We start from the raw sequence: 19,109 nt of genomic DNA, 5'->3' as shown, positions 1-19,109 counted from the left end.
AAATCACGCAAGCCCCTTTAGGATAAAGGCTGGATTCAGGCCACGCAGTCTCGATGAATGAAAATCCTCGAGTCGGAGATCTGTCAATGATGTCAGGGAGATCGGATGGTGGGCGTGACAGGGATTGAACCTGTGACCCCTACGATGTCAACGTAGTGCTCTCCCGCTGAGCTACACGCCCATCCGATGGCGGCGCATAGATCACAAAACCTTCGGAGCCGTCAATAGGCTTTTTTCAGTTTTGTGACGCGCTGCCCGGCAAGCCTTATGCGGCAAGCATTTTATTGACCTCGTCGACGAGGTCGCGGAGGTGGAAAGGCTTGGAAAGGACCTTGGCATCCTTCGGTGCTTTCGAATCGGGGTTCAGCGCCACGGCGGCAAAACCGGTGATGAACATCACCTTCAGATCGGGGTCGAGTTCGGTGGCCCGGCGCGCCAGCTCGATGCCATCCATCTCGGGCATGACGATATCGGTCAGCAGCAGGGAAAACGGCTCCTCGCGCAGCCGGTCATAGGCGCTGGCGCCATTGTCATAAGAAAGGACCTTGTAACCGGCCTTTTCCAGCGCTTTCACCAGGAAGCGGCGCATGTCGTTGTCGTCTTCGGCGAGAAGTATCTTCTGAGTCATCAATCCAGACCGCTGATCAATAGGTTTTTGGTGGGCTGCCAGCCGTTTACACTAGTCTTTGCCCGGTAAACAACCGGTGAATTGCCTGTGCGTGATCGTCATCCCTCCTACATAGTATGGACTTGAGGGCGGGCAACTGGCAACATGGACGAAGCAGCCAGTTCATGACATGGTAAAGAGGGCCGAAAGTGCCGGAAATCCGCGAATACGAGCTTTTCGAGGTCCATGAGCCCGTGTCGCAGACCATCCCCTTCGTCTACAACTCCCCCCATAGCGGCCGCGTTTATCCACCGGAATTCATCGCCCAGTCGAGGCTGGAAGGCATTGCCATCCGCCGTTCCGAGGATCATTACGTCGACGAGCTGTTCGGCTCTGCCGTCGAACTCGGCGCGCCACTGCTCGCCGCCAATTTTCCGCGGGCCTATCTCGACGTCAATCGTGAGCCCTACGAGCTCGATCCCAGGATGTTCGACGGGCTGCTGCCGCCCTATGCCAACGTCAATTCGCTGAGGGTCGCCGGCGGGCTCGGAACCATTCCGCGCATCGTTGCCGAGAACATGGAGATCTATGCGCGGCGGCTGCCGGTGCAGGAGGGCCTCGATCGCGTCGAAGCGGTCTACAAGCCCTATCATGCGGCGCTGCGCCGGCTGATTGCCCGCACCCATGTGCAATTCGGCTTCGGCGTTCTGATCGACTGCCACTCGATGCCCGGCAATGTGCGCGTCGCAGGCTGTACGGGGCGGCCTGATTTCATCATCGGTGATCGCTACGGCACCAGCGCTTCGGCCGAACTTTCACGCGCCGCCATCGCCATCCTTGAGGAAATGGGCTTCGCGGCGATCCGCAACAAGCCTTATGCCGGCGGCTTCATCACCGAACATTACGGCCGGCCCTCGCGCGGGCTGCATGCGCTGCAGATCGAAGTGAACCGGGCGATTTATGTCGACGAGGTGACGCTGGAGAAGCGCGACGATTTCGCCGCGGTGGCCGGGGCCGTCACGGATTTCATGCGGCAGATGGCCGAATATGTCGAGAAATTCGCCGGCGAGCGGGCGCTGGCCGCCGAGTAAAGGCTTCAATCCTCAGAACTCGGACGGTCTCCCCGGCCAAAAAAAACCGCGCTTGTCAGCGCGGCTAAGTCTAGGGAGGAAACACCCAAGGAGGGTATTTACAGTCAGAAGACTGTAATGACGACGCTACTATTGCGTTGCACAAATGTCAAGCAATATATTGCGCTGCGATATCTTTGGGCAGTTTTCATGAAGTTGCCCGCTCCGTTTGCATTCCCGCCAGTTTTCGCTATGAAAAGCCATTCCCGCCAGCCAAACGGTGCCACCATGCTTCCTGACCGTTCATTCTTCAATCGTCTGGCGGAGGTCGCCCGCGCCGAGACGCTGCCCCGCTTCCGCTCCGGCCTCGACGTCACGAACAAACTTTCGTCCGGGTTCGATCCGGTGACGGAAGGTGACCGGGCCGCCGAGTTCGCCATCCGGGCGCTTATCGAGGAGAATTTTCCCGAGCACGGCATTCTCGGCGAGGAGCACGGCGACGTCGGGCTCGACCGGGACTTTGTGTGGGTGATCGATCCTATCGACGGCACGCGCGCCTTCATATCGGGCGTGCCGGTCTGGGGAACGCTGATCGGCCTGCAGAGGCAAGGCCGGGCGATCATGGGCATGATCGAGCAGCCGTTTACCGGCGAACGCTATTTTGCCGACGAGAACGGCTCGATCTATACCGGACCGGAGGGCGAGCGGCGGCTGGTGACGCGCCAGTGCGAGGCGCTTTCGAGCGCCGTCCTGTTCACGACCTCGCCACATCTCTTCGCCGGCGGCGAGATGGAGAAATACCGGGAGATCGAGGGCCAGGTGCGGCTCTTCCGCTATGGGTGCGACTGCTACGCCTATGCGCTGCTTGCCGCCGGCCATATCGACCTCGTCATCGAGAACGGGCTGAAGCCTTATGACGTCGGCGGCATCATTCCCGTCATCGAGGGGGCGGGCGGCATCATCACCACCTGGGACGGCGGACGGCCGGAAAATGGCGGCTCGATCATCGCTGCCGGCAGCCGCGCGGTCTATGAGCAGGCAATCGCCATCCTGCAGCGCTGACTCGGCTGATCCGGCTCACGTGCCGAGGGCGGCGACATCATGGTTTTCCTCGGCATCGCTGCCGGGAATGAAGGCGTGGAAGGCCGCCAGCGCCGCGGCGCGGTAGATATCCCGTTCCTGGAAGATCTCATGGCGAGCGCCGTTGATCGGCACGAGCTGGCCGGCGCGGAAATAACGCGAGAGCCGCTCCTGTGCCGTGTAGGGCACGACACCGTCACGCGTCGGGGCGATGACGATGGTCGGTATGGTGATCGAGAAGAGATGGTTGGGTGAGGTAACACGGTCGATCGTCCGGAAGGCTTCGGTCAGCCAGCGAGCCGTCGGCGGCCCGAGCGTCAATTCCGGATGGGCGTTCATCATCGCAACATTGCGCTCGAAGCGGGTTTCGTCCGAAGTCAAAGGATTGTCGCGGAAGTCCGGCTCCCTGAGCCTCGCGGTCAGCGGTATGAAGCCGAGGCCGGCGGCGGTCAGCGTGCCGGCAAGGGTGCGAATAACGCGGGGCGAGGCCGACTGGCCGGTCAGCCCGATGAAGGGGGCCGACAGCACCATGCGATCGATGCGGGTGGTGAGATAGGGGGCGGCCGACAGCGCGATCAGTCCGCCTGTGGAATGGCCGAGCAGGTAGAAAGGCAGGCGAGTATCCGGCAGCACTATCTTCTTAAGGAAGGTGTCGAGATCGCGCTCGTAATCGGAAAAGCGGCGGATATGGCCGTGATTGCGCCGCAGGAGCCGCGATGAACCGCCCTGGCCGCGTAGGTCGAAGGTCGCGACCCAGAGGCCCTTGGCGGTCAGGTCACGGACGGTCTCAAAATATTTTTCTATATATTCGTTGCGGCCATGGATGATGACGACCGTGCCCTTGGCGACAGGCGCGCCGGAGCGGAAAACGGCATAACGCAGCCGGTGGCCGTCGTGGGTTTCGAAGAACCCTTCGGTACGGTTTTCCGGGGCAGGATTGTCCGGCGTCGAATAGAGAACCTGTTCCATGGCTTGCCAATGCGCCGCTGCTGAATGCTTCGCTAATAAAGCGCCGTGCGTTCGGACGCACAAAGGACGCTCTAATATTTGAATCTACGCATCGTGCTTTCCGAAACCGATTCCGCTTTCAGAAGGCACGATGCGTTAGGGATAGCGCATGGCGCCGGCCTTGGAAAGCGGGGGAAAAAGGGCCGGCGGGAGCGTGAGGGCGCTCACGGCCGGCCCAAGTCTAGACTGAAGAAGAAGGGACGATGCACTTCAGCCATCGGGGCCAGTGTCACCCGACACCATCATGTTTAGGCCGATATGCCTGAACGCGTTCCGAACCGGCCGTTCATGCGCGGTTCACGGCCGTTTGAGGTGATTTCGAAATGGTCTTGAACTCCACGAATCCCATCACCATCTCCATTCTGCGGGTGCCAAAGAGGGCCCGCGCAACCGTCCCGAGACTGCCGAGATGGGGTTTCAGGGCATTTTACCGCAACACGTCGCTTCCCTAGGAGGACATCATGCGTCACGTTGACTTCTCTCCCCTTTATCGCTCGACGGTCGGTTTCGACCGGCTCTTCACCATGCTCGACAGCCTTGCACAGCCGGAGCAGGCGCAAACCTATCCGCCCTATAATATCGAGCGCACCGGTGAAAACACCTATCGCATCACCATGGCGGTCGCCGGTTTCGACGAGACCGAGCTTTCCATCGAAGCCCACGCCCATGTGCTGTCCGTGAAGGGTGAAAAGAACGAGGAAACCGCTGAAGGTGGCGAATTTCTCTATCGTGGCATTGCCAAGCGCGCCTTCGAGCGCCGCTTCCAGCTCGCCGATCATGTCGAGGTGACCGCCGCGTCGCTGAAGAATGGCCTGCTGCACATCGACCTTCTGCGCAACATTCCCGAGGCTATGAAGCCCCGCAAAATCGCGATTGCCGCTGAGCCGGTCGAGGCTCCGAAAGCGATCGAGGCGCAGGTCATTAACGGTTAACAGCTGCCCCTCGGGGACAATAGACGGCGCCCCGATCGGGGCGCCGTTTTTTGCCGTTCGTTTCATTGCCGTTCAGGCCGGACTGGCGGCGTCCTTTATCTGCTGTTCCGTCGCGCGCCGGGCTGCTGCTGCGGCATATTTCTGGGCGATAACGGCGCAGACCATCAGCTGAATCTGGTGGAACAGCATCAGGGGAAGCACGATTGCACCGATCGACTGGCCGGCGAAGATGACGTTTGCCATCGGCACGCCGCTCGCCAGGCTCTTCTTCGAGCCGCAGAAGGTGATGGTGATCTCGTCGGCCTTGTCGAAGCCCAGCCAGCGGCTGCCGAACATGGTCAAAGCAAGGACGAGTGCCAGAAGCACGATATCGGCGACGATGACAACGGCGATGTCGGCGATCGAGAAGCTATGCCACAGTCCCTCGATGACGGCCGTGCTGAAAGCGAGATAGACCACCATCAGAATCGAGCCGCGGTCAACCGGCATCAGGACCTTCTTCTTTGCGCGAATCCAATTGCCGATCCAGGGCTGCAGGATTTGGCCGACGATAAAGGGTGCAAGCAGCTGCAGCAGGATCTGCTGAAGCGCGTCGAAGGAGAAGCCGCCATGGCCGCCGACGGAGAAGAGCAGGCCGACCAGCAGCGGCGTCAGGAACATGCCGAAAATGTTGGAGGCCGAGGCAGCGCAGATTGCGGCGGGCACGTTGCCGCCCGCCATCGAGGTAAAGGCGATCGACGACTGTACCGTCGACGGCAGCACGCAAAGGAAGAGGATGCCGAGGTAAAGCGGCTTCGGCAGAACGGTGTCGGGGATGAAGCCGAGCCCGAGGCCGAGCAGCGGGAAGATGCCGAATGTCGTCAGCAGGATAGCGAGATGCAGCCGCCAGTGCAGCAGGCCTGATATGACGACATCACGCGATAGGCGAGCGCCGTGCAGGAAAAACAGCAAGGCGATGGCAAGATCGGTGGCGATGCCGAAATAATCCGCAAAACTCCCGCTCGCCGGAATCAATGAGGCGAGAACGACGGTGCAGACCAGCAGGATCGTGAACGTATCGGGCAGATGGCGGCGCATGGCGGTCTCGCGACAACAATATTCGTCATTGTTCTGTCGCCCATTATGATGCAGGATGCAAGGAATAACAGTTATCGAGATATTGGATTACCTATGCTGGATCTCTCGCAGTTGCGCAGCTTCGTCGCCGTCGAACAGATGGGCAGCTTCACGCTTGCCGCGGATAGGCTGGGCCTCGGGCAATCGACTGTCAGCCAGCACATTCAGCGCCTGGAGGCGGCCCTCGGACGCAAGCTGCTCGCGCGCGATACGCACAAGGTCCTGCTGACCGGCGACGGCGAGGCGCTGCTTTCGCATGCGCGCGCCATGCTCTCGATCGAGGGGCAGGTGCAGGCGCTCTTCAAGAGTAACAGCTTGCGCGGCAGCCTGCGGCTCGGCGTGTCGGAGGATTTCGTCACCAGTCAGCTGCCGGCGGTGCTGGAGGATTTCGTTCGTTCGCATCCGTCCGTCGACCTGGAGCTGACGGTGGCGCTTTCAGGCGTGCTTTATGAGATGCAGGACAATGGCGAAATCGATCTGGTACTCGCCAAGCGCCGGCTGGGGGATGCGCGCGGAAAACTCGTCTATCGCGAGCCGCTCGTCTGGCTGGCCCGCGATCCTGATCGAGTGCTCGCCTCCGGCCCGCTGCCACTGATTGCCTTTCCGCCGCCAAGCGTCACGCGGGTGATCGCTCTGGAAGCGCTCGGGCGAAACCGTGTGCCGTGGCGGATCGTCTGCACTTGCGGCAGTCTGAGCGGGCTGACGGCAGCAGCGCGGGCGGGAATGGGCGTGCTGGTGCAGCCGCGCAGCATGGCTCCATCAGGACTGAAAGAGATCGCTTCGGGAAAATTGCCGGTGCTCGAGGATGTGGAATTCGTATTGGTGCCGCGCAAGGGTGCGGATCAGGCGCTGGTGTCGGCGCTTTCCGACGATATTCTGCAAAAGGTGAGGGGGCTGAGGACGGCCTGAGTCATCCCTGTCACGGAGCAGCCCGCCCGCGATGCCCGCCTTGCCAGTCGACGATCAGGCGGCCAGGCACCTCAGGAAACCATCCACGTCCGCTTCCGTCGTCGCGAAGCTGGTGACGAGGCGGATCAGAGTTTCGCCTTCGGAAACGAGTTCCGACGTCGCCGCCGGCACCGGCCACTCGTAAAACTTCGCGCCTTTTTCCTCCGCGGTTTTTGCAGCACCCTTGCTGATGACGGCAAAGACCTCGTTGGAAGCGGTCGGCCAGGCGAGGCGGGCGGCATTGCTGGCGCCGATACCGGCGCGCAGACGGTCGGCCATGGCGTTCGAATGGCGGGCGAGATCGAGCCAGAGGCCGTTTTCGAAATAGGCGTCGAACTGTGCGGCGATGAAACGCGACTTGGAGAAGAGCTGGGCGGCGCGCTTGCGGATGAAAGGCATTTCCCGAGCCCGCTCCTGATCGAAAATGACGATCGCTTCCGCACACCAGCAGCCGTTCTTCGTGCCGCCGAAGGACAGCATGTCGACGCCGCGTTTCCAGGTCATCTCAGCCGGGGTGGCGCCGAGCGCGACCAGTGCATTGGCGAAGCGGGCGCCGTCCATGTGCAGCGGCAGATTGCGCTTGGCAGATATGGCGGCGATCTCGCCGATCTCAGGCAGGGAATAGACGGTGCCGATTTCGGTCGCCTGAGTGATGGTCACGGCACTGGCCCGGCCATGATGGACGGCGTCTTCGGGAAAGCCAGCGATTTTGGCCGAAAGCTTCGCCGGATCGATCTTGCCGGCTTCGCCGTCAACGGCAACGAGGCGGGCGGAGCCCGAGAAAAATTCCGGAGCCCCGCATTCATCCTCGATTACATGGGCTTCCGAATGGCAGAAGGTGATGCCGCCGGGGCGTTGAACACTCGCCAGCGACAAGGAATTGGCAGCCGTCCCGGTTGCGACGAAGAAAACCGCGACCTCACGCTCGAAGATTTCGGAGAAACGAGCCTCGACCTTCCTGTCGAGATCACCGGCGCCGTAGGCGGCAGCAAAGCCGCCCGATGCCGCCAGCAGACGCTCGGCAATGGATTTATGGGCGCCAGCCCAATTGTCTGAAGCAAAGAACATGGGAAACCGTGGCAGGAAAGGTTGGCGGGTTTGCAGCGGACATTACGCCAAAGCTTCACGGGATCAAGGTCGCCACTGGTGATACATCACAAAATTTGAACTGCGCAATCAATGAAAAAAATACGTCACTGATCGGTAATTTTATTTCCCTTGAGCGACCGATCCGGTAATCTTCCTTCGCAAATTGACGTTTTTTAACACGACGCTCTTGCGGAGCCCCATGGTTTCTGGCATAGAACGGATGAATTAGGACAGTGTTGCTGTCCTATTTTGGCCCTTGCGGCCGAAGAGGCGCCGAAAGCCCTGGCACGGGCCGGCTTTCACGCTATAGTTCTTCCGAGCGCCGACCTTCGTGGGTGGCGCGCGGAGGCGAATGGCAGGCGCGGAACGCGACGGTTTGCTTTCCTTTAAGCAGATGTCTGCGGCCGATCTTCACAATGCAACAGCACTGTCACGTGCCGAACCTATTTTTCAGGTCGCGGCACAGGACGAAAAGCCGCCCGCGGCCCGCGGGCTTCGACAGGAGGAAAGACGATGACGAAGACGCCATCCATAGAATTTGACCGGGTTGCTGCTGCAGAGGTGCGCGCAACGGTCAATGCGTCCAAATCCGCCTCCGGCCTGCCGAAGAGACAGGGCCTCTACGATCCCCGCAACGAGCATGATGCCTGCGGCGTAGGTTTCGTCGCGCATATGAAGGGCGAACGGTCGCACCAGATCGTCAAGGACGGTCTCTTCATCCTCGAGAACCTGACGCATCGCGGCGCCGTCGGCGCCGATCCGCTGATGGGCGATGGCGCCGGTATCCTGGTGCAGATCCCGGACCGGTTCTTCCGCGAAGAAATGGCCGCGCAGGGCATTACCCTGCCGCCGGTCGGTGAATATGGCGTCGGCCATATCTTCATGCCGCGCGACGAAAAGCAGATCGAGCACTTCAAGAAGGTGATCAAGGACGTCATCGTCGAGGAAGGGCAGGTCTTCATCGGTTTCCGCGACGTGCCTGTCGACAATTCCTCGCTCTCCAAGGCGCCTGATATCGCCGCGACCGAGCCGCATCACGTGCAGGTCTTCATCGGCGCCGGTGAAGATGCGGAAAATAACGATGAGTTCGAGCGGCGGCTGTTCACGCTGCGCAAGGTCATCTCCAACCGCATCTATGACGAGTTCGACGGCGAGGAGAGCAATTTTTATCCGGTATCGCTTTCGTCGGCGACCGTGGTCTACAAGGGCATGTTCCTCGCCTATCAGGTCGGCGCCTATTATAAGGATCTGTCGGACCCGCGTTTCGAAAGCGCGGTCGCCCTGGTGCATCAGCGCTTTTCGACCAACACCTTCCCGTCGTGGAAGCTCGCGCACCCCTATCGCATGGTCGCCCACAACGGTGAGATCAACACGCTACGCGGCAACGTCAACTGGATGGCGGCCCGTCAAGCCTCGGTCTCCTCGCCGCTGTTCGGCGAAGATATCTCCAAGCTCTGGCCGATTTCCTATGAGGGGCAATCAGACACGGCCTGCTTCGACAACGCGCTCGAATTCCTGGTGCGCGGCGGCTATTCGCTGGCGCATGCGGTGATGATGCTGATACCAGAAGCCTGGGCAGGCAACCAGTCGATGGCGGCTGAACGCAAGGCCTTCTACGAATATCATGCGGCCCTGATGGAGCCTTGGGACGGGCCGGCTGCCGTCGCCTTCACCGACGGCAAACAGATCGGCGCCACACTCGACCGCAACGGCCTGCGGCCAGCGCGCTATCTCGTGACCGATGACGACCGCGTCATCATGGCGTCAGAGGCCGGCGTTCTGCCGGTTCCGGAGGAGAGAATCGTCCAGAAGTGGCGCCTGCAGCCGGGCAAGATGCTGCTGATCGACATGGAAGAAGGGCGCATCATCTCCGATGACGAGGTGAAGTCGAAGCTTGCAACGGCGCATCCCTATCGCAGCTGGCTTGATCGCACCCAGCTCATCCTCGAAGAGCTGAAGCCGGTAGAGCCCCGCGCGCTGCGTCGTGACGTGTCGCTGCTCGACCGCCAGCAGGCCTTCGGCTACACGACCGAGGACACCCGCATCCTGATGTCGCCGATGGCGACGACGGGGCAGGAGGCGATAGGTTCGATGGGCACGGATACGCCGATCTCGGCAATGTCGGAAAAGCCGAAGCTGCTCTACACCTATTTCAAGCAGAATTTCGCGCAAGTGACGAACCCGCCGATCGATCCTATCCGTGAAGAGCTCGTCATGAGTCTCGTCTCCTTCATCGGCCCGCGCCCGAATATTCTCGATCACGAAGGCATGGCGAACGCCAAGCGCCTCGAAGTGCGTCAGCCGATCCTGACCAACGGGGATCTCGAAAAAATCCGCTCGATCGGCCATACGGAAGACCGTTTCGATACCAAGACGCTCGATTTCACCTATGACATCGAGCGCGGTGCGGCAGGCATGCCCGAGATGCTCGACCGGCTCTGCGAGCGCGCCGAAGCGGCCGTCAAGGGCGGCTACAACATCATTGTGCTCTCAGACCGCCAGATTGGGCCTGATAGAATCGCCATTCCGGCGCTGCTCGCAACGGCTGCCGTCCATCATCACCTGATCCGCAAGGGGCTTCGCACCTCGGTCGGTCTTGTCGTCGAGACCGGGGAACCGCGCGAGGTGCATCATTTCTGCCTGCTCGCCGGCTATGGCGCGGAGGCGATCAACCCCTATCTCGCCTTCGACACGCTGCTCGACATGCATGCCAAGGGCGAGTTCCCGAAGGAAGTGGATGCCTCCGAAATCGTCTACCGCTACATCAAAGCAGTCGGCAAAGGCATCCTCAAGGTCATGTCGAAGATGGGCATCTCGACCTACCAGTCCTATTGCGGCGCCCAGATCTTCGATGCGATCGGCCTTTCGTCGGAACTGGTCGACAAGTATTTCTTCGGCACCGCGACGATGATCGAGGGCATCGGTCTCGAAGCGATCGCCGAGGAGACCGTCGCACGCCATAAGGCGGCCTTCGGCAAGGATCCGCTGCTGGCGACAACGCTTGATATCGGCGGCGAATATGCCTACCGCATGCGCGGCGAAAGCCATGCCTGGACGCCGGATGCGGTTGCCGCCCTGCAGCATGCCGTGCGCGGCAATGCCGAGGACCGCTACCGCGAATTCGCCGAGATGGTGAACAATTCAGCTTTGCGCATGAACACGATCCGCGGGCTCTTCAAGATCAAGAGCGCCGAGGCGCTCGGCCGCAAGCCGGTGTCGATCGACGAGGTCGAGCCGGCGGCCGATATCGTCAAGCGCTTCTCGACGGGGGCAATGTCCTTCGGCTCGATCTCCCGCGAGGCGCATACGACGCTGGCGATCGCCATGAACCGGATCGGCGGCAAGTCGAACACCGGTGAGGGCGGCGAGGAATCCGACCGCTACATGCCGTTGCCGGACGGTTCGATGAACCCGGAACGGTCGGCGATCAAGCAGATCGCATCTGGCCGCTTCGGCGTCACCACCGAATATCTCGTCAATGCCGACGTATTGCAGATCAAGGTGGCGCAGGGCGCCAAGCCCGGCGAAGGCGGCCAGCTGCCGGGTCACAAGGTTGACGCGACCGTTGCCAAGACCCGCCACTCGACGCCGGGCGTCGGCCTGATCTCGCCGCCGCCGCACCACGACATCTATTCGATCGAGGATCTGGCGCAGCTGATCTACGATCTGAAGAACGTCAACCCGACGTCCGACGTCTCGGTCAAGCTCGTCTCGGAAGTCGGCGTCGGCACGGTTGCCGCGGGCGTCGCCAAGGCGCGCGCCGATCACATAACGGTCGCAGGTTTCGACGGCGGCACGGGGGCCTCGCCGCTGACCTCGCTCAAGCATGCCGGCAGCCCTTGGGAAATCGGTCTTGCCGAAACCCAGCAGACGCTGGTGCTGAACGGTCTGCGTTCGCGCGTTGCGCTGCAGGTGGACGGCGGTCTCAAGACTGGCCGCGACGTCATCGTCGGGGCACTGCTTGGCGCCGACGAGTTCGGCTTTGCCACCGCGCCGCTGATCGCGGCCGGTTGCATCATGATGCGCAAGTGCCATCTCAACACCTGTCCGGTAGGCGTAGCGACGCAGGATCCGGTGCTGCGCAAGCGCTTCAAGGGCACGCCGGAGCACGTCATCAACTACTTCTTCTTCGTTGCCAACGAAGTGCGCGAAATTCTCGCCTCACTCGGCTTCACCCGGCTCGACGAGATCATCGGCGCATCGGAGCTCCTGGAGAAGGACGAGATGCTGGCGCACTGGAAGGCTAGGGGTCTTGACTTCAGCCGCATCTTCCACAAGGTCGACGCCGCCAAGGAGGAAACCTTCTGGACGAGCCGGCAGCAGCATCCGATCGACGATATTCTCGATCGCGCACTGATCGAGCAGGCGCAGCCGGCGCTGACTGCCAAGACGCCCGTTGCCTTCGAGGTAGGTATCAAGAACGTCGACCGTTCGGCCGGCGCGATGCTCTCCGGCGAGGTCGCCAAGCGTTACGGCCATCGTGGCCTGAAGGAAGACACGGTCAACGTGACGCTTCGCGGCACGGCGGGACAGAGCTTCGGCGCCTTCCTGGCGCGTGGCGTCACCTTCAACCTCATCGGCGACGGCAACGACTATGTCGGCAAGGGCCTCTCAGGCGGCAAGATCATCATCCGGCCGCCGGAGAACTCGCGGATCGTGGCTGAGAACTCTATCATCGTCGGCAACACCGTGCTTTACGGCGCAACCGAAGGCGAATGCTATTTCCGCGGCGTGGCCGGCGAACGTTTCGCCGTCCGCAACTCGGGTGCGATCGCCATCGTCGAGGGCGTCGGCGACCATGGCTGCGAATACATGACCGGCGGTGTCGTGGTCGTGCTCGGCGCCACGGGCCGCAACTTCGCGGCCGGCATGTCCGGCGGTGTCGCTTACGTGCTCGATGAAACCGGCGATTTCGCCAGCCGCTGCAACATGGCGATGGTCGAGCTCGAGCCGGTGCCGGAAGAGGACGACATGCTGGAGAAGCTGCATCATCACGGCGGCGATCTCATGCACAAGGGACGCGTCGATGTCTCGGGCGACATGACGCGCCATGACGAGGAGCGCCTCTACCAGCTAATCTCCAACCATCTGCACTACACGGGCTCCGCCCGCGCCAAGCAGATCCTCGATAACTGGGCCGACTACCGTCCGAAGTTCCGCAAGGTCATGCCGGTCGAATACCGTCGTGCGCTCGAGGAAATGGAACGCAGCCGGATGGGCATCGCCGCGGAGTAATTGCGCCGGGACATCGGCCGCCTGCCGAACGCAGATCGCCGATGTCGGAAAACTTCTCGATGACCCGTGACGATCGTGCCGGCGACAGGCCGTCCACATCGCCCGGATGTTTCAGGGGATTTGTTCCGATGACGGTAAAGACAAGCAACCCGCCCGGGATACCGGGACTGACGACAGACAACTGGCCGCGGGTGAGGCGGTCATGAGGGTAAGGGACGAAGAAATGGGTAAGGTAACAGGATTTCTGGAAATCGACCGGCAGGTGGCGAAGTACCAGCCGGCGTCGGATCGCATCCGTCATTTCCGCGAGTTCACGATCCCGATGTCGGACCCGGAAGTGCAGAAACAGGCGGCGCGCTGCATGGACTGTGGCATCCCTTATTGTCACGGCCCCACCGGCTGCCCGGTTCACAACCAGATTCCTGACTGGAACGACCTTGTTTACAACAACAACTGGGAAGCGGCGATCCAGAACCTGCATTCGACCAACAACTTCCCGGAGTTCACCGGCCGCGTCTGCCCCGCGCCTTGCGAGGAAGCCTGCACGCTGAATCTCGAGGATGCGCCGGTCGCGATCAAGACCGTCGAACAGGCGATCGCCGACAAGGCCTATGAGCTCGGCTTCATTCGACCGCAGCCGGCCACCGTTCATACCGGCAAGAAGGTTGCCGTTATCGGCTCCGGCCCCGCAGGCATGGCGGCAGCCCAGCAGCTCGGCCGCGCCGGTCACGAGGTGCATGTCTATGAGCGTGAAACCAAGCCGGGCGGCCTGCTGCGCTACGGCATTCCGGATTTCAAGATGGAGAAGAACTTCATCGACCGCCGCGTCGAGCAGATGAAGGGCGAGGGCGTCACTTTCCATTGCGGCGTCAATGTCGGTGTCGATGTCAAGGTCGAACAGCTGTTGGCCGATCACGATGCCGTCCTTTACTGCGGCGGCTCGGAGACGCCGCGCGAGGCTGGCATCCCGGGTACCGATCTCGCGGGCGTGCATGATGCCATGCCCTATCTGGTGCAGCAGAACCGCCGCGTCGGACGCGAGAATATCGACAGCGTCGGCTGGCCGTCTGATCCGATTCTTGCCGGCGCCAAACACGTCGTTGTCGTTGGCGGCGGCGATACGGCTTCCGACTGTGTCGGCACGGCCTTCCGTCAGGGCGCCGTCAAGGTCACCCAGCTCGACATCCGGCCGCAGCCGCCGGAGAAGGAAGACAAGCTTGCCGTCTGGCCTTTCTGGGCGACGAAGATGCGCACCTCCTCCTCCCAGGCCGAGGGCGCTGTGCGCGAGTTTCAAGTGGCGACGCTCGAATTCATCGGCGAGGATGGTGTGCTGACGGGCGTCAAATGCTGCGAGGTCGACGAGCGGCGGCGGCCGATTGCAGGCACCGAGTTCGTCATCCGCGCCGATCTCGCCTTCATCGCCATCGGATTCCGCGGTCCGTTCACAACAAGCGTGCTCCAGGAGCTCGAGGGCAAGCTGACGCTAAACACCGACAAGCGCGGCTCGACCAATGTCGTCGCGAATGATCGCGACTACAAAACGTCGATCGAGAAGCTCTGGACCGCGGGCGACGTGCGCCGCGGCCAGTCGCTGGTGGTCTGGGCGATCCGAGAAGGCCGCCAGGCGGCACGCGCGATCGACGAAGCCTTGATGGGCTCGACTGTCCTGCCGAACTGATCGGGGCCTGATGGGCCTAAGATAAACGAGCTCCGCCCTCCCGGCGGAGTTTTTATTGCAGGCGGCCTGCGCCTCGCTTCTCTCCAACATGCACTGTCGAGGCGGCTCGACTGGCCTTCCTCCAGAAACGACACGTCCGACGAGAAAACACGACTGACTGCAGCGCTGATGTGACCAGCGCTTCCTTCATGCGGATGCTGAAGCAGCAGTTGCAGGATGCGGTCGTGGCCGAAGGCGAGAGCGGCAAAGCTCACGACATGCTGGCTCCACTCGAAGCGGCACGCTCACCGTCTCCGATCCGACTCCGGGTGTGTCGGTTGGCGCCTGGAATGTCGATGATGCCGATGAGGCGGACACTGAAAACAAGGTCGGCAAGGCGATCGACGTCAGCGGCTGGAGCGACTTCCTCGATGCACATCTGGAGCGCAGCAGCGCCGGCGCCTTCGTCTGGGAGAATGGCAGCTATGTCGACCGGACAAATGGCAGCAACGCCTTCTTCGGCGTGATTGGTTCGAACCATCATAATCTGAGCTGGCTACAGGCGACGGAAAGGGAAAGGGCGTCGGACAGTCTCACTCTGCCTTTTTCATTTCACGGAGACTTCGGCCGGCGTCTTGGCCGCCGGCATGCGGTAGTCGTCGACGCGTCCGACAGGCGCCGGGCTCATCTCACCCTGCTCGACCAGAAGATCGCGCGGCGATTTCGTCAGTGTCACAGGTGGCGGCCTTGAGCCGAGAAGCTCGGTGCCGCCATCGAGATTGGGATCGGAGAGGCTGATCGGCACGGTGTGTTCAACCGGATTGGTGGGAAGGCCGAGACCAGGCAGGTTGCTTTCGTCAAGGCGCACGAGGTCCGGGCTTGCCTGGGTGCCGAGAATGCGGCGGGCGGGCTTTTCCACGTAAAAGGCAAGCTTGCGCCGGCCGGCCTGGGTCAGATTGACGCCATCGGAGGTGCGCAAGCGCACCTGCTGGCCATTCACGTCAGAACCGGTAACGATGAAGTTGCCGTTTTCATCGACGAAGCCATCCCAGATGTCCACGAATTCGCCGCCAATGCTCTCGACCTGGTTACGATAGAGCTGGTTCATTTGGACGGCATCGGCTGTCATCTGATCGGATTCGAAGGCGGGAAGACCGACCCACAGCAGCGGAATCTTGCGGCTGGTGACTTCCTTGCCGAAAGAAAGGACACGGCGGCGATATTCGGCAAACCAGCCATCGGTGCGGAACTTCTCCTTGGCAGTATCGGTCACCATCTGCTGGCGGTCATTGGCGCCGATCATGACGACGACCATTGCCGGTTTCAGCTCGTCGATCATCTTCGGCAGCTGTTCCGGCCAGTCGTAATAATCGTCGCGAACGAGACCTGAGGAGACGTTCCCGCGAGCTTCGACCACAACACCCGGTGAGGTCTCGAAGGCGGCGGTCAGTCCGTCGCCGAGACCGCTGGCAAGGAAATCACCGACGATCAGGATCTTTCGGGCGTCGCCAAGCTTCTGCACAACCGGCTCTTCCTGCACGGGCGGTCGCGCAGGCGATGCGGTGCGAGCGTTGATCACTGCCTTCTGCGCCGGTGGGCGCTTGCGCTGCTGGCGTCTTGGCTGCTGGACATCAGGGGCCGGCGGCGGCGCGTCGTCGAGATAGCGACGGCCAAGAAAGAAATCGAGGATCGAGCGACGCTGGTAACGCTGCTCCTGGGCTTCGGCACGCACCGGCGCAAGCGTGCCGAGGCATAGCGCAACCGCTGTCAAGGTGAACACCAGCCAGCGGATATTACGGGTCCAATCAGTTTTCGTCATAGGCAGTTCCGCATCTGCCGGCACCTTGCACACAGGGTAGGCCAGCGTCCACTCCCGCTTATAATTTAGGTCACGGTTCTGCCGCGTCCAATCAGTTATGTTCCGGAGTCGTGCTCTAGCGACGAAGGGCGTTCAGAAGCGGCAGCGAGGGTTCGCCGTCCGGCGGCATGCCGATGCGCTCCTGCACCGCCGATATCGCCGCTTTCGAACCCGACCCGAAATTGCCGTCCACCTCGCCATTGTAATAGCCGAGCGTCTTGAGGCGGGTCTGCAGCTCGAATTTCTCGGTGATGTCGAGAGCGCCGTCAGGACGCGGCCAGCGCTGCTGCATGCCGCCATAGCCGGCGATCTGGTCGGCCAGTAGCCCAACGGCAAGCGCATAGCTGTCCGACGCATTATAGTTCTTGATGGTGAAGAAGTTTGCGGTCATCAGGAAGCCGGGGCCGCCGGCCCCGGCCGGCATTTTCAGCACGGCTTTGGTTCCGCCATCGCGAAAGCCCTTGCCATTCGGACGTTTCACGCCGAGCTCCGCCCATTGAGCCAGAGTGTGGGTCTTGCCGGCTTGTTTGGCTGCTGCCGCGGGAACGACGACTTCATAACCCCAGGTCTTGCCGGTATCCCAGCCATTCTTCATCAGCAGGTTGGCCGAAGTCGCAAGCGCATCCGGCACCGAGTTCCAGATGTCGCGATGACCGTTGCCGTCGGCATCGACGGCATAAAGCAGGTAGCTCGTCGGGATGAATTGGGTGTGGCCCATGGCGCCCGCCCAGGAGCCGGTCATCTCACGCGCCGGCACATCTCCGTTCTGCAGGATCTTCAGTGCGGCGACCAGCTGCTTCTTTGCGAACTTGGCCCGGCGCGGATCGGCATAGGCGAGCGTTGCCAGGGCGCGTGGAACGTAATGCAGCCGGTCATCCTTCTCCAGGATCGCGCCGTAATTCGATTCCATTGACCAGATCGCGAGCAGAATGCTCTTGTCGACGCCGAAGCGCTGCTCGATCGCAGCAAGCGTCCGGGCGTGTTTGGCGGCCATCTCGCGGCCGATCTTGACCGTATAGGGATTGACGCGCGAATCGACGTAGTCCCAGATTTTCGAGGTGAATTCCGGCTGATAGGCCGCTTTTTCGAGCACGGTGGGGTCGGGCTCGCTCACCCCGGAGAAGGCCTTTTGATAGGTTGCCTTACTGATGCCACTCTGAGCGGCTGTTTGGTAAAAATCCGCGATCCATTTCTGGAACCGGGAATCAGCTTTCGCGTTGTCGGGGACCAGGCCTACCTGGGCGGCGACAACGAGGGCGAGAGCAAGACCTCGAAGGGAGTTTTTGTGATTCTGGATCATCGACAGTCGTATCCGTCATCTTCAGTTTTCGGTGCAGCAGGGGCATCATGTCCGCCCAGACCCGAGACTACAGGAACGGAGTCAACAAATTCTTTACCATGGCGGTCCGCTGCGGTCACCATTGCAAAACAGTAGCAATTATATACTAAGTCAGACGTGAACGGCTTTATTTAAAAGGCGATTTAGTCAAAGCAGGAGGCCTGTGTGGCGCATCACAATAAAGTTCGTAAGGCAGTTTTTCCGGTGGCAGGGTTGGGAACGCGATTCCTGCCGGCAACGAAGGCTGTTCCGAAGGAAATGTTGACCGTTGTCGACAAGCCAATCATTCAATATGTCGTCGATGAGGCGCTGGAAGCAGGAATCGAGCATCTGGTCTTCGTTACCGGACGCAACAAGCACATTATCGAAGACTATTTCGACATTCATTTCGAGCTGGAGCAAACGCTGCGCGAGCGCGCCAAGGAGGCGGAAATCACCCTTCTTGCCGAGCAATTGCCGAAGGCGGGAACGGTTAGCTTCACCCGCCAGCAGGAGCCACTCGGCCTTGGCCACGCCGTATGGTGCGCCCGCGAAATCGTCGGCGACGAACCTTTCGCGCTGCTGCTGCCCGATATGATCATGAAGGGCGACAAGGGCTGCATGAAGGGGATGATCGACCTTTACGGCCAGAGCGGCGGCAATATCATCGCCGTCGAGGAGTGCGCGCCCGACCAGGCGCATAAATACGGCATCGTCGGCGTCGGCGAAGCGATCGGCGATGGCTTCCGCATCACCGGCATGGTGGAAAAACCCGCCAAGGGCACGGCGCCTTCCAACTTCTTCATCAACGGTCGTTACATTCTGCAGCCGGAGATCTTCAAGATCCTCGAAACGCAGGAGCGTGGCGCCGGCAATGAGATCCAGCTCACCGACGGCATGCTGAAGCTGCTGAAGGAACAGGATTTCGCAGGCTACCACTTCCGCGGCACGACCTACGACTGCGGCGCCAAGGACGGCTTTATCCTGGCAAACGTCGCCTACGCCCTCGAACGCGCCGATATCCGCCCGTCGGTCGAAGGCGGCTTCAAGGAATTGATCGCAGGGCTGAAGTAAGGCCTCCCAATCCTATCCGTGATAAACGCCGCGCCTCCCATCGGATGCGCGGCGTTGTCGTTTTTTTGCTTTATGCATGCCGTTGTCCCAAAACCGCTGCACACTGTTGGGCGACAT

At 61.3% G+C, this 19,109-nt stretch carries 13 protein-coding genes, 1 tRNA gene and 1 pseudogene; 8 read left to right on the top strand and 7 right to left on the bottom strand.

All coding sequences use genetic code 11. The features are described 5' to 3' along the window. Positions 1–106: 106 nt before the first annotated feature. A tRNA-Val gene (locus J2J98_RS18180) sits at positions 107–181 on the bottom strand. 84 nt (positions 182–265) lie between these two features. Next, positions 266–628, bottom strand: a complete 363-nt coding sequence (gene cpdR1, locus J2J98_RS18175) for a response regulator CpdR1 (protein ID WP_003542883.1) — start codon at positions 626–628, stop codon at positions 266–268. A 188-nt stretch (positions 629–816) separates the two neighbouring features. Between cpdR1 and J2J98_RS18170 the strand changes: the two genes are divergently transcribed. Together J2J98_RS18170 and hisN are read left to right on the top strand one after the other, a co-directional pair. Further along, positions 817–1,698: an N-formylglutamate amidohydrolase gene (locus J2J98_RS18170; protein ID WP_207601759.1), complete on the top strand. Its 882-nt coding sequence runs from the start codon at positions 817–819 to the stop codon at positions 1,696–1,698. 267 nt (positions 1,699–1,965) lie between these two features. Then, positions 1,966–2,739 carry a histidinol-phosphatase gene (gene hisN / locus J2J98_RS18165; protein ID WP_064708723.1) on the top strand — a complete coding sequence of 258 codons (774 nt, stop codon included), beginning with the start codon at positions 1,966–1,968 and terminating at the stop codon, positions 2,737–2,739. Between the two features lie 15 nt (positions 2,740–2,754). On the opposite strand, the gene J2J98_RS18160 is transcribed toward hisN, so the two are convergent. Beyond that, positions 2,755–3,726 (bottom strand): alpha/beta fold hydrolase, encoded by a 972-nt coding sequence (locus tag J2J98_RS18160; protein WP_207601758.1) that lies wholly within the window; start codon positions 3,724–3,726, stop codon positions 2,755–2,757. Between the two features lie 500 nt (positions 3,727–4,226). Here J2J98_RS18160 and J2J98_RS18155 point away from each other — a divergent pair, with 500 nt between their 5' ends. Further along, positions 4,227–4,697, top strand: coding sequence for an Hsp20 family protein (locus tag J2J98_RS18155; protein ID WP_064708725.1), 471 nt, complete (start codon positions 4,227–4,229; stop codon positions 4,695–4,697). A 72-nt stretch (positions 4,698–4,769) separates the two neighbouring features. Here J2J98_RS18155 and J2J98_RS18150 read toward each other — a convergent pair whose 3' ends face one another. Continuing rightward, positions 4,770–5,774, bottom strand: coding sequence for a bile acid:sodium symporter family protein (locus J2J98_RS18150; protein WP_207601757.1), 1,005 nt, complete (start codon positions 5,772–5,774; stop codon positions 4,770–4,772). Between the two features lie 93 nt (positions 5,775–5,867). Between J2J98_RS18150 and J2J98_RS18145 the strand changes: the two genes are divergently transcribed. Beyond that, entirely contained in the window at positions 5,868–6,722 is an 855-nt protein-coding gene (locus J2J98_RS18145) for a LysR substrate-binding domain-containing protein (RefSeq protein ID WP_064712187.1), read from the top strand. Positions 6,723–6,776: 54 nt separating this feature from the next. Here the strand turns inward: J2J98_RS18145 and J2J98_RS18140 are convergent, their stop codons facing one another. Next, on the bottom strand, positions 6,777–7,829 hold the full coding sequence (locus tag J2J98_RS18140; protein ID WP_207601756.1) for a threonine aldolase family protein: 1,053 nt from the start codon (positions 7,827–7,829) through the stop codon (positions 6,777–6,779). Between the two features lie 534 nt (positions 7,830–8,363). Here J2J98_RS18140 and gltB point away from each other — a divergent pair. The 3 genes and pseudogenes from gltB to J2J98_RS30405 form a co-directional block, all read left to right on the top strand. After that, complete coding sequence (gene gltB / locus J2J98_RS18135; RefSeq protein ID WP_207601755.1) at positions 8,364–13,085, top strand: glutamate synthase large subunit; 4,722 nt, start codon at positions 8,364–8,366, stop codon at positions 13,083–13,085. A gap of 223 nt (positions 13,086–13,308) precedes the next feature. Further along, positions 13,309–14,763: a glutamate synthase subunit beta gene (locus tag J2J98_RS18130; protein WP_138394883.1), complete on the top strand. Its 1,455-nt coding sequence runs from the start codon at positions 13,309–13,311 to the stop codon at positions 14,761–14,763. Between the two features lie 64 nt (positions 14,764–14,827). Next, a pseudogene (locus J2J98_RS30405) lies at positions 14,828–15,316 on the top strand (hypothetical protein); the annotation flags it as partial. 33 nt (positions 15,317–15,349) lie between these two features. On the opposite strand, the gene J2J98_RS18125 reads toward J2J98_RS30405, so the two are convergent. Beyond that, positions 15,350–16,585 (bottom strand): SGNH/GDSL hydrolase family protein, encoded by a 1,236-nt coding sequence (locus J2J98_RS18125; RefSeq protein WP_171049240.1) that lies wholly within the window; start codon positions 16,583–16,585, stop codon positions 15,350–15,352. Between the two features lie 91 nt (positions 16,586–16,676). Then, positions 16,677–17,900 carry a lytic murein transglycosylase gene (locus J2J98_RS18120; RefSeq protein ID WP_064708733.1) on the bottom strand — a complete coding sequence of 408 codons (1,224 nt, stop codon included), beginning with the start codon at positions 17,898–17,900 and terminating at the stop codon, positions 16,677–16,679. A 204-nt stretch (positions 17,901–18,104) separates the two neighbouring features. Between J2J98_RS18120 and galU the strand changes: the two genes are divergently transcribed. Beyond that, the gene (gene galU, locus J2J98_RS18115) at positions 18,105–18,992 is read left to right on the top strand and encodes a UTP--glucose-1-phosphate uridylyltransferase GalU (protein ID WP_064708734.1); all 888 of its coding nucleotides are present in this window, start codon (positions 18,105–18,107) and stop codon (positions 18,990–18,992) included. Positions 18,993–19,109: the final 117 nt, after the last annotated feature.

This window comes from Rhizobium bangladeshense (genome assembly GCF_017357245.1).
Taxonomy (GTDB): Bacteria; Pseudomonadota; Alphaproteobacteria; order Rhizobiales; family Rhizobiaceae; genus Rhizobium; species Rhizobium bangladeshense.
Note: the sequence above shows the minus strand (reverse complement) of the source record. Positions and strands in the feature narration are given on the sequence as shown.

Excerpts from the sequence above, each read along its gene's own strand:
- cpdR1 (WP_003542883.1), bottom strand. The coding sequence starts at position 628 with ATGACTCAGAAGATACTTCTCGCCGAAGACGACAACGACATGCGCCGC.
- hisN (WP_064708723.1), top strand. The coding sequence starts at position 1,966 with ATGCTTCCTGACCGTTCATTCTTCAATCGTCTGGCGGAGGTCGCCCGC.
- J2J98_RS18160 (WP_207601758.1), bottom strand. The coding sequence starts at position 3,726 with ATGGAACAGGTTCTCTATTCGACGCCGGACAATCCTGCCCCGGAAAAC.
- J2J98_RS18155 (WP_064708725.1), top strand. The coding sequence starts at position 4,227 with ATGCGTCACGTTGACTTCTCTCCCCTTTATCGCTCGACGGTCGGTTTC.
- J2J98_RS18150 (WP_207601757.1), bottom strand. The coding sequence starts at position 5,774 with ATGCGCCGCCATCTGCCCGATACGTTCACGATCCTGCTGGTCTGCACC.
- J2J98_RS18145 (WP_064712187.1), top strand. The coding sequence starts at position 5,868 with ATGCTGGATCTCTCGCAGTTGCGCAGCTTCGTCGCCGTCGAACAGATG.
- J2J98_RS18140 (WP_207601756.1), bottom strand. The coding sequence starts at position 7,829 with ATGTTCTTTGCTTCAGACAATTGGGCTGGCGCCCATAAATCCATTGCC.
- gltB (WP_207601755.1), top strand. The coding sequence starts at position 8,364 with ATGACGAAGACGCCATCCATAGAATTTGACCGGGTTGCTGCTGCAGAG.
- J2J98_RS18130 (WP_138394883.1), top strand. The coding sequence starts at position 13,309 with ATGGGTAAGGTAACAGGATTTCTGGAAATCGACCGGCAGGTGGCGAAG.
- J2J98_RS18120 (WP_064708733.1), bottom strand. The coding sequence starts at position 17,900 with ATGATCCAGAATCACAAAAACTCCCTTCGAGGTCTTGCTCTCGCCCTC.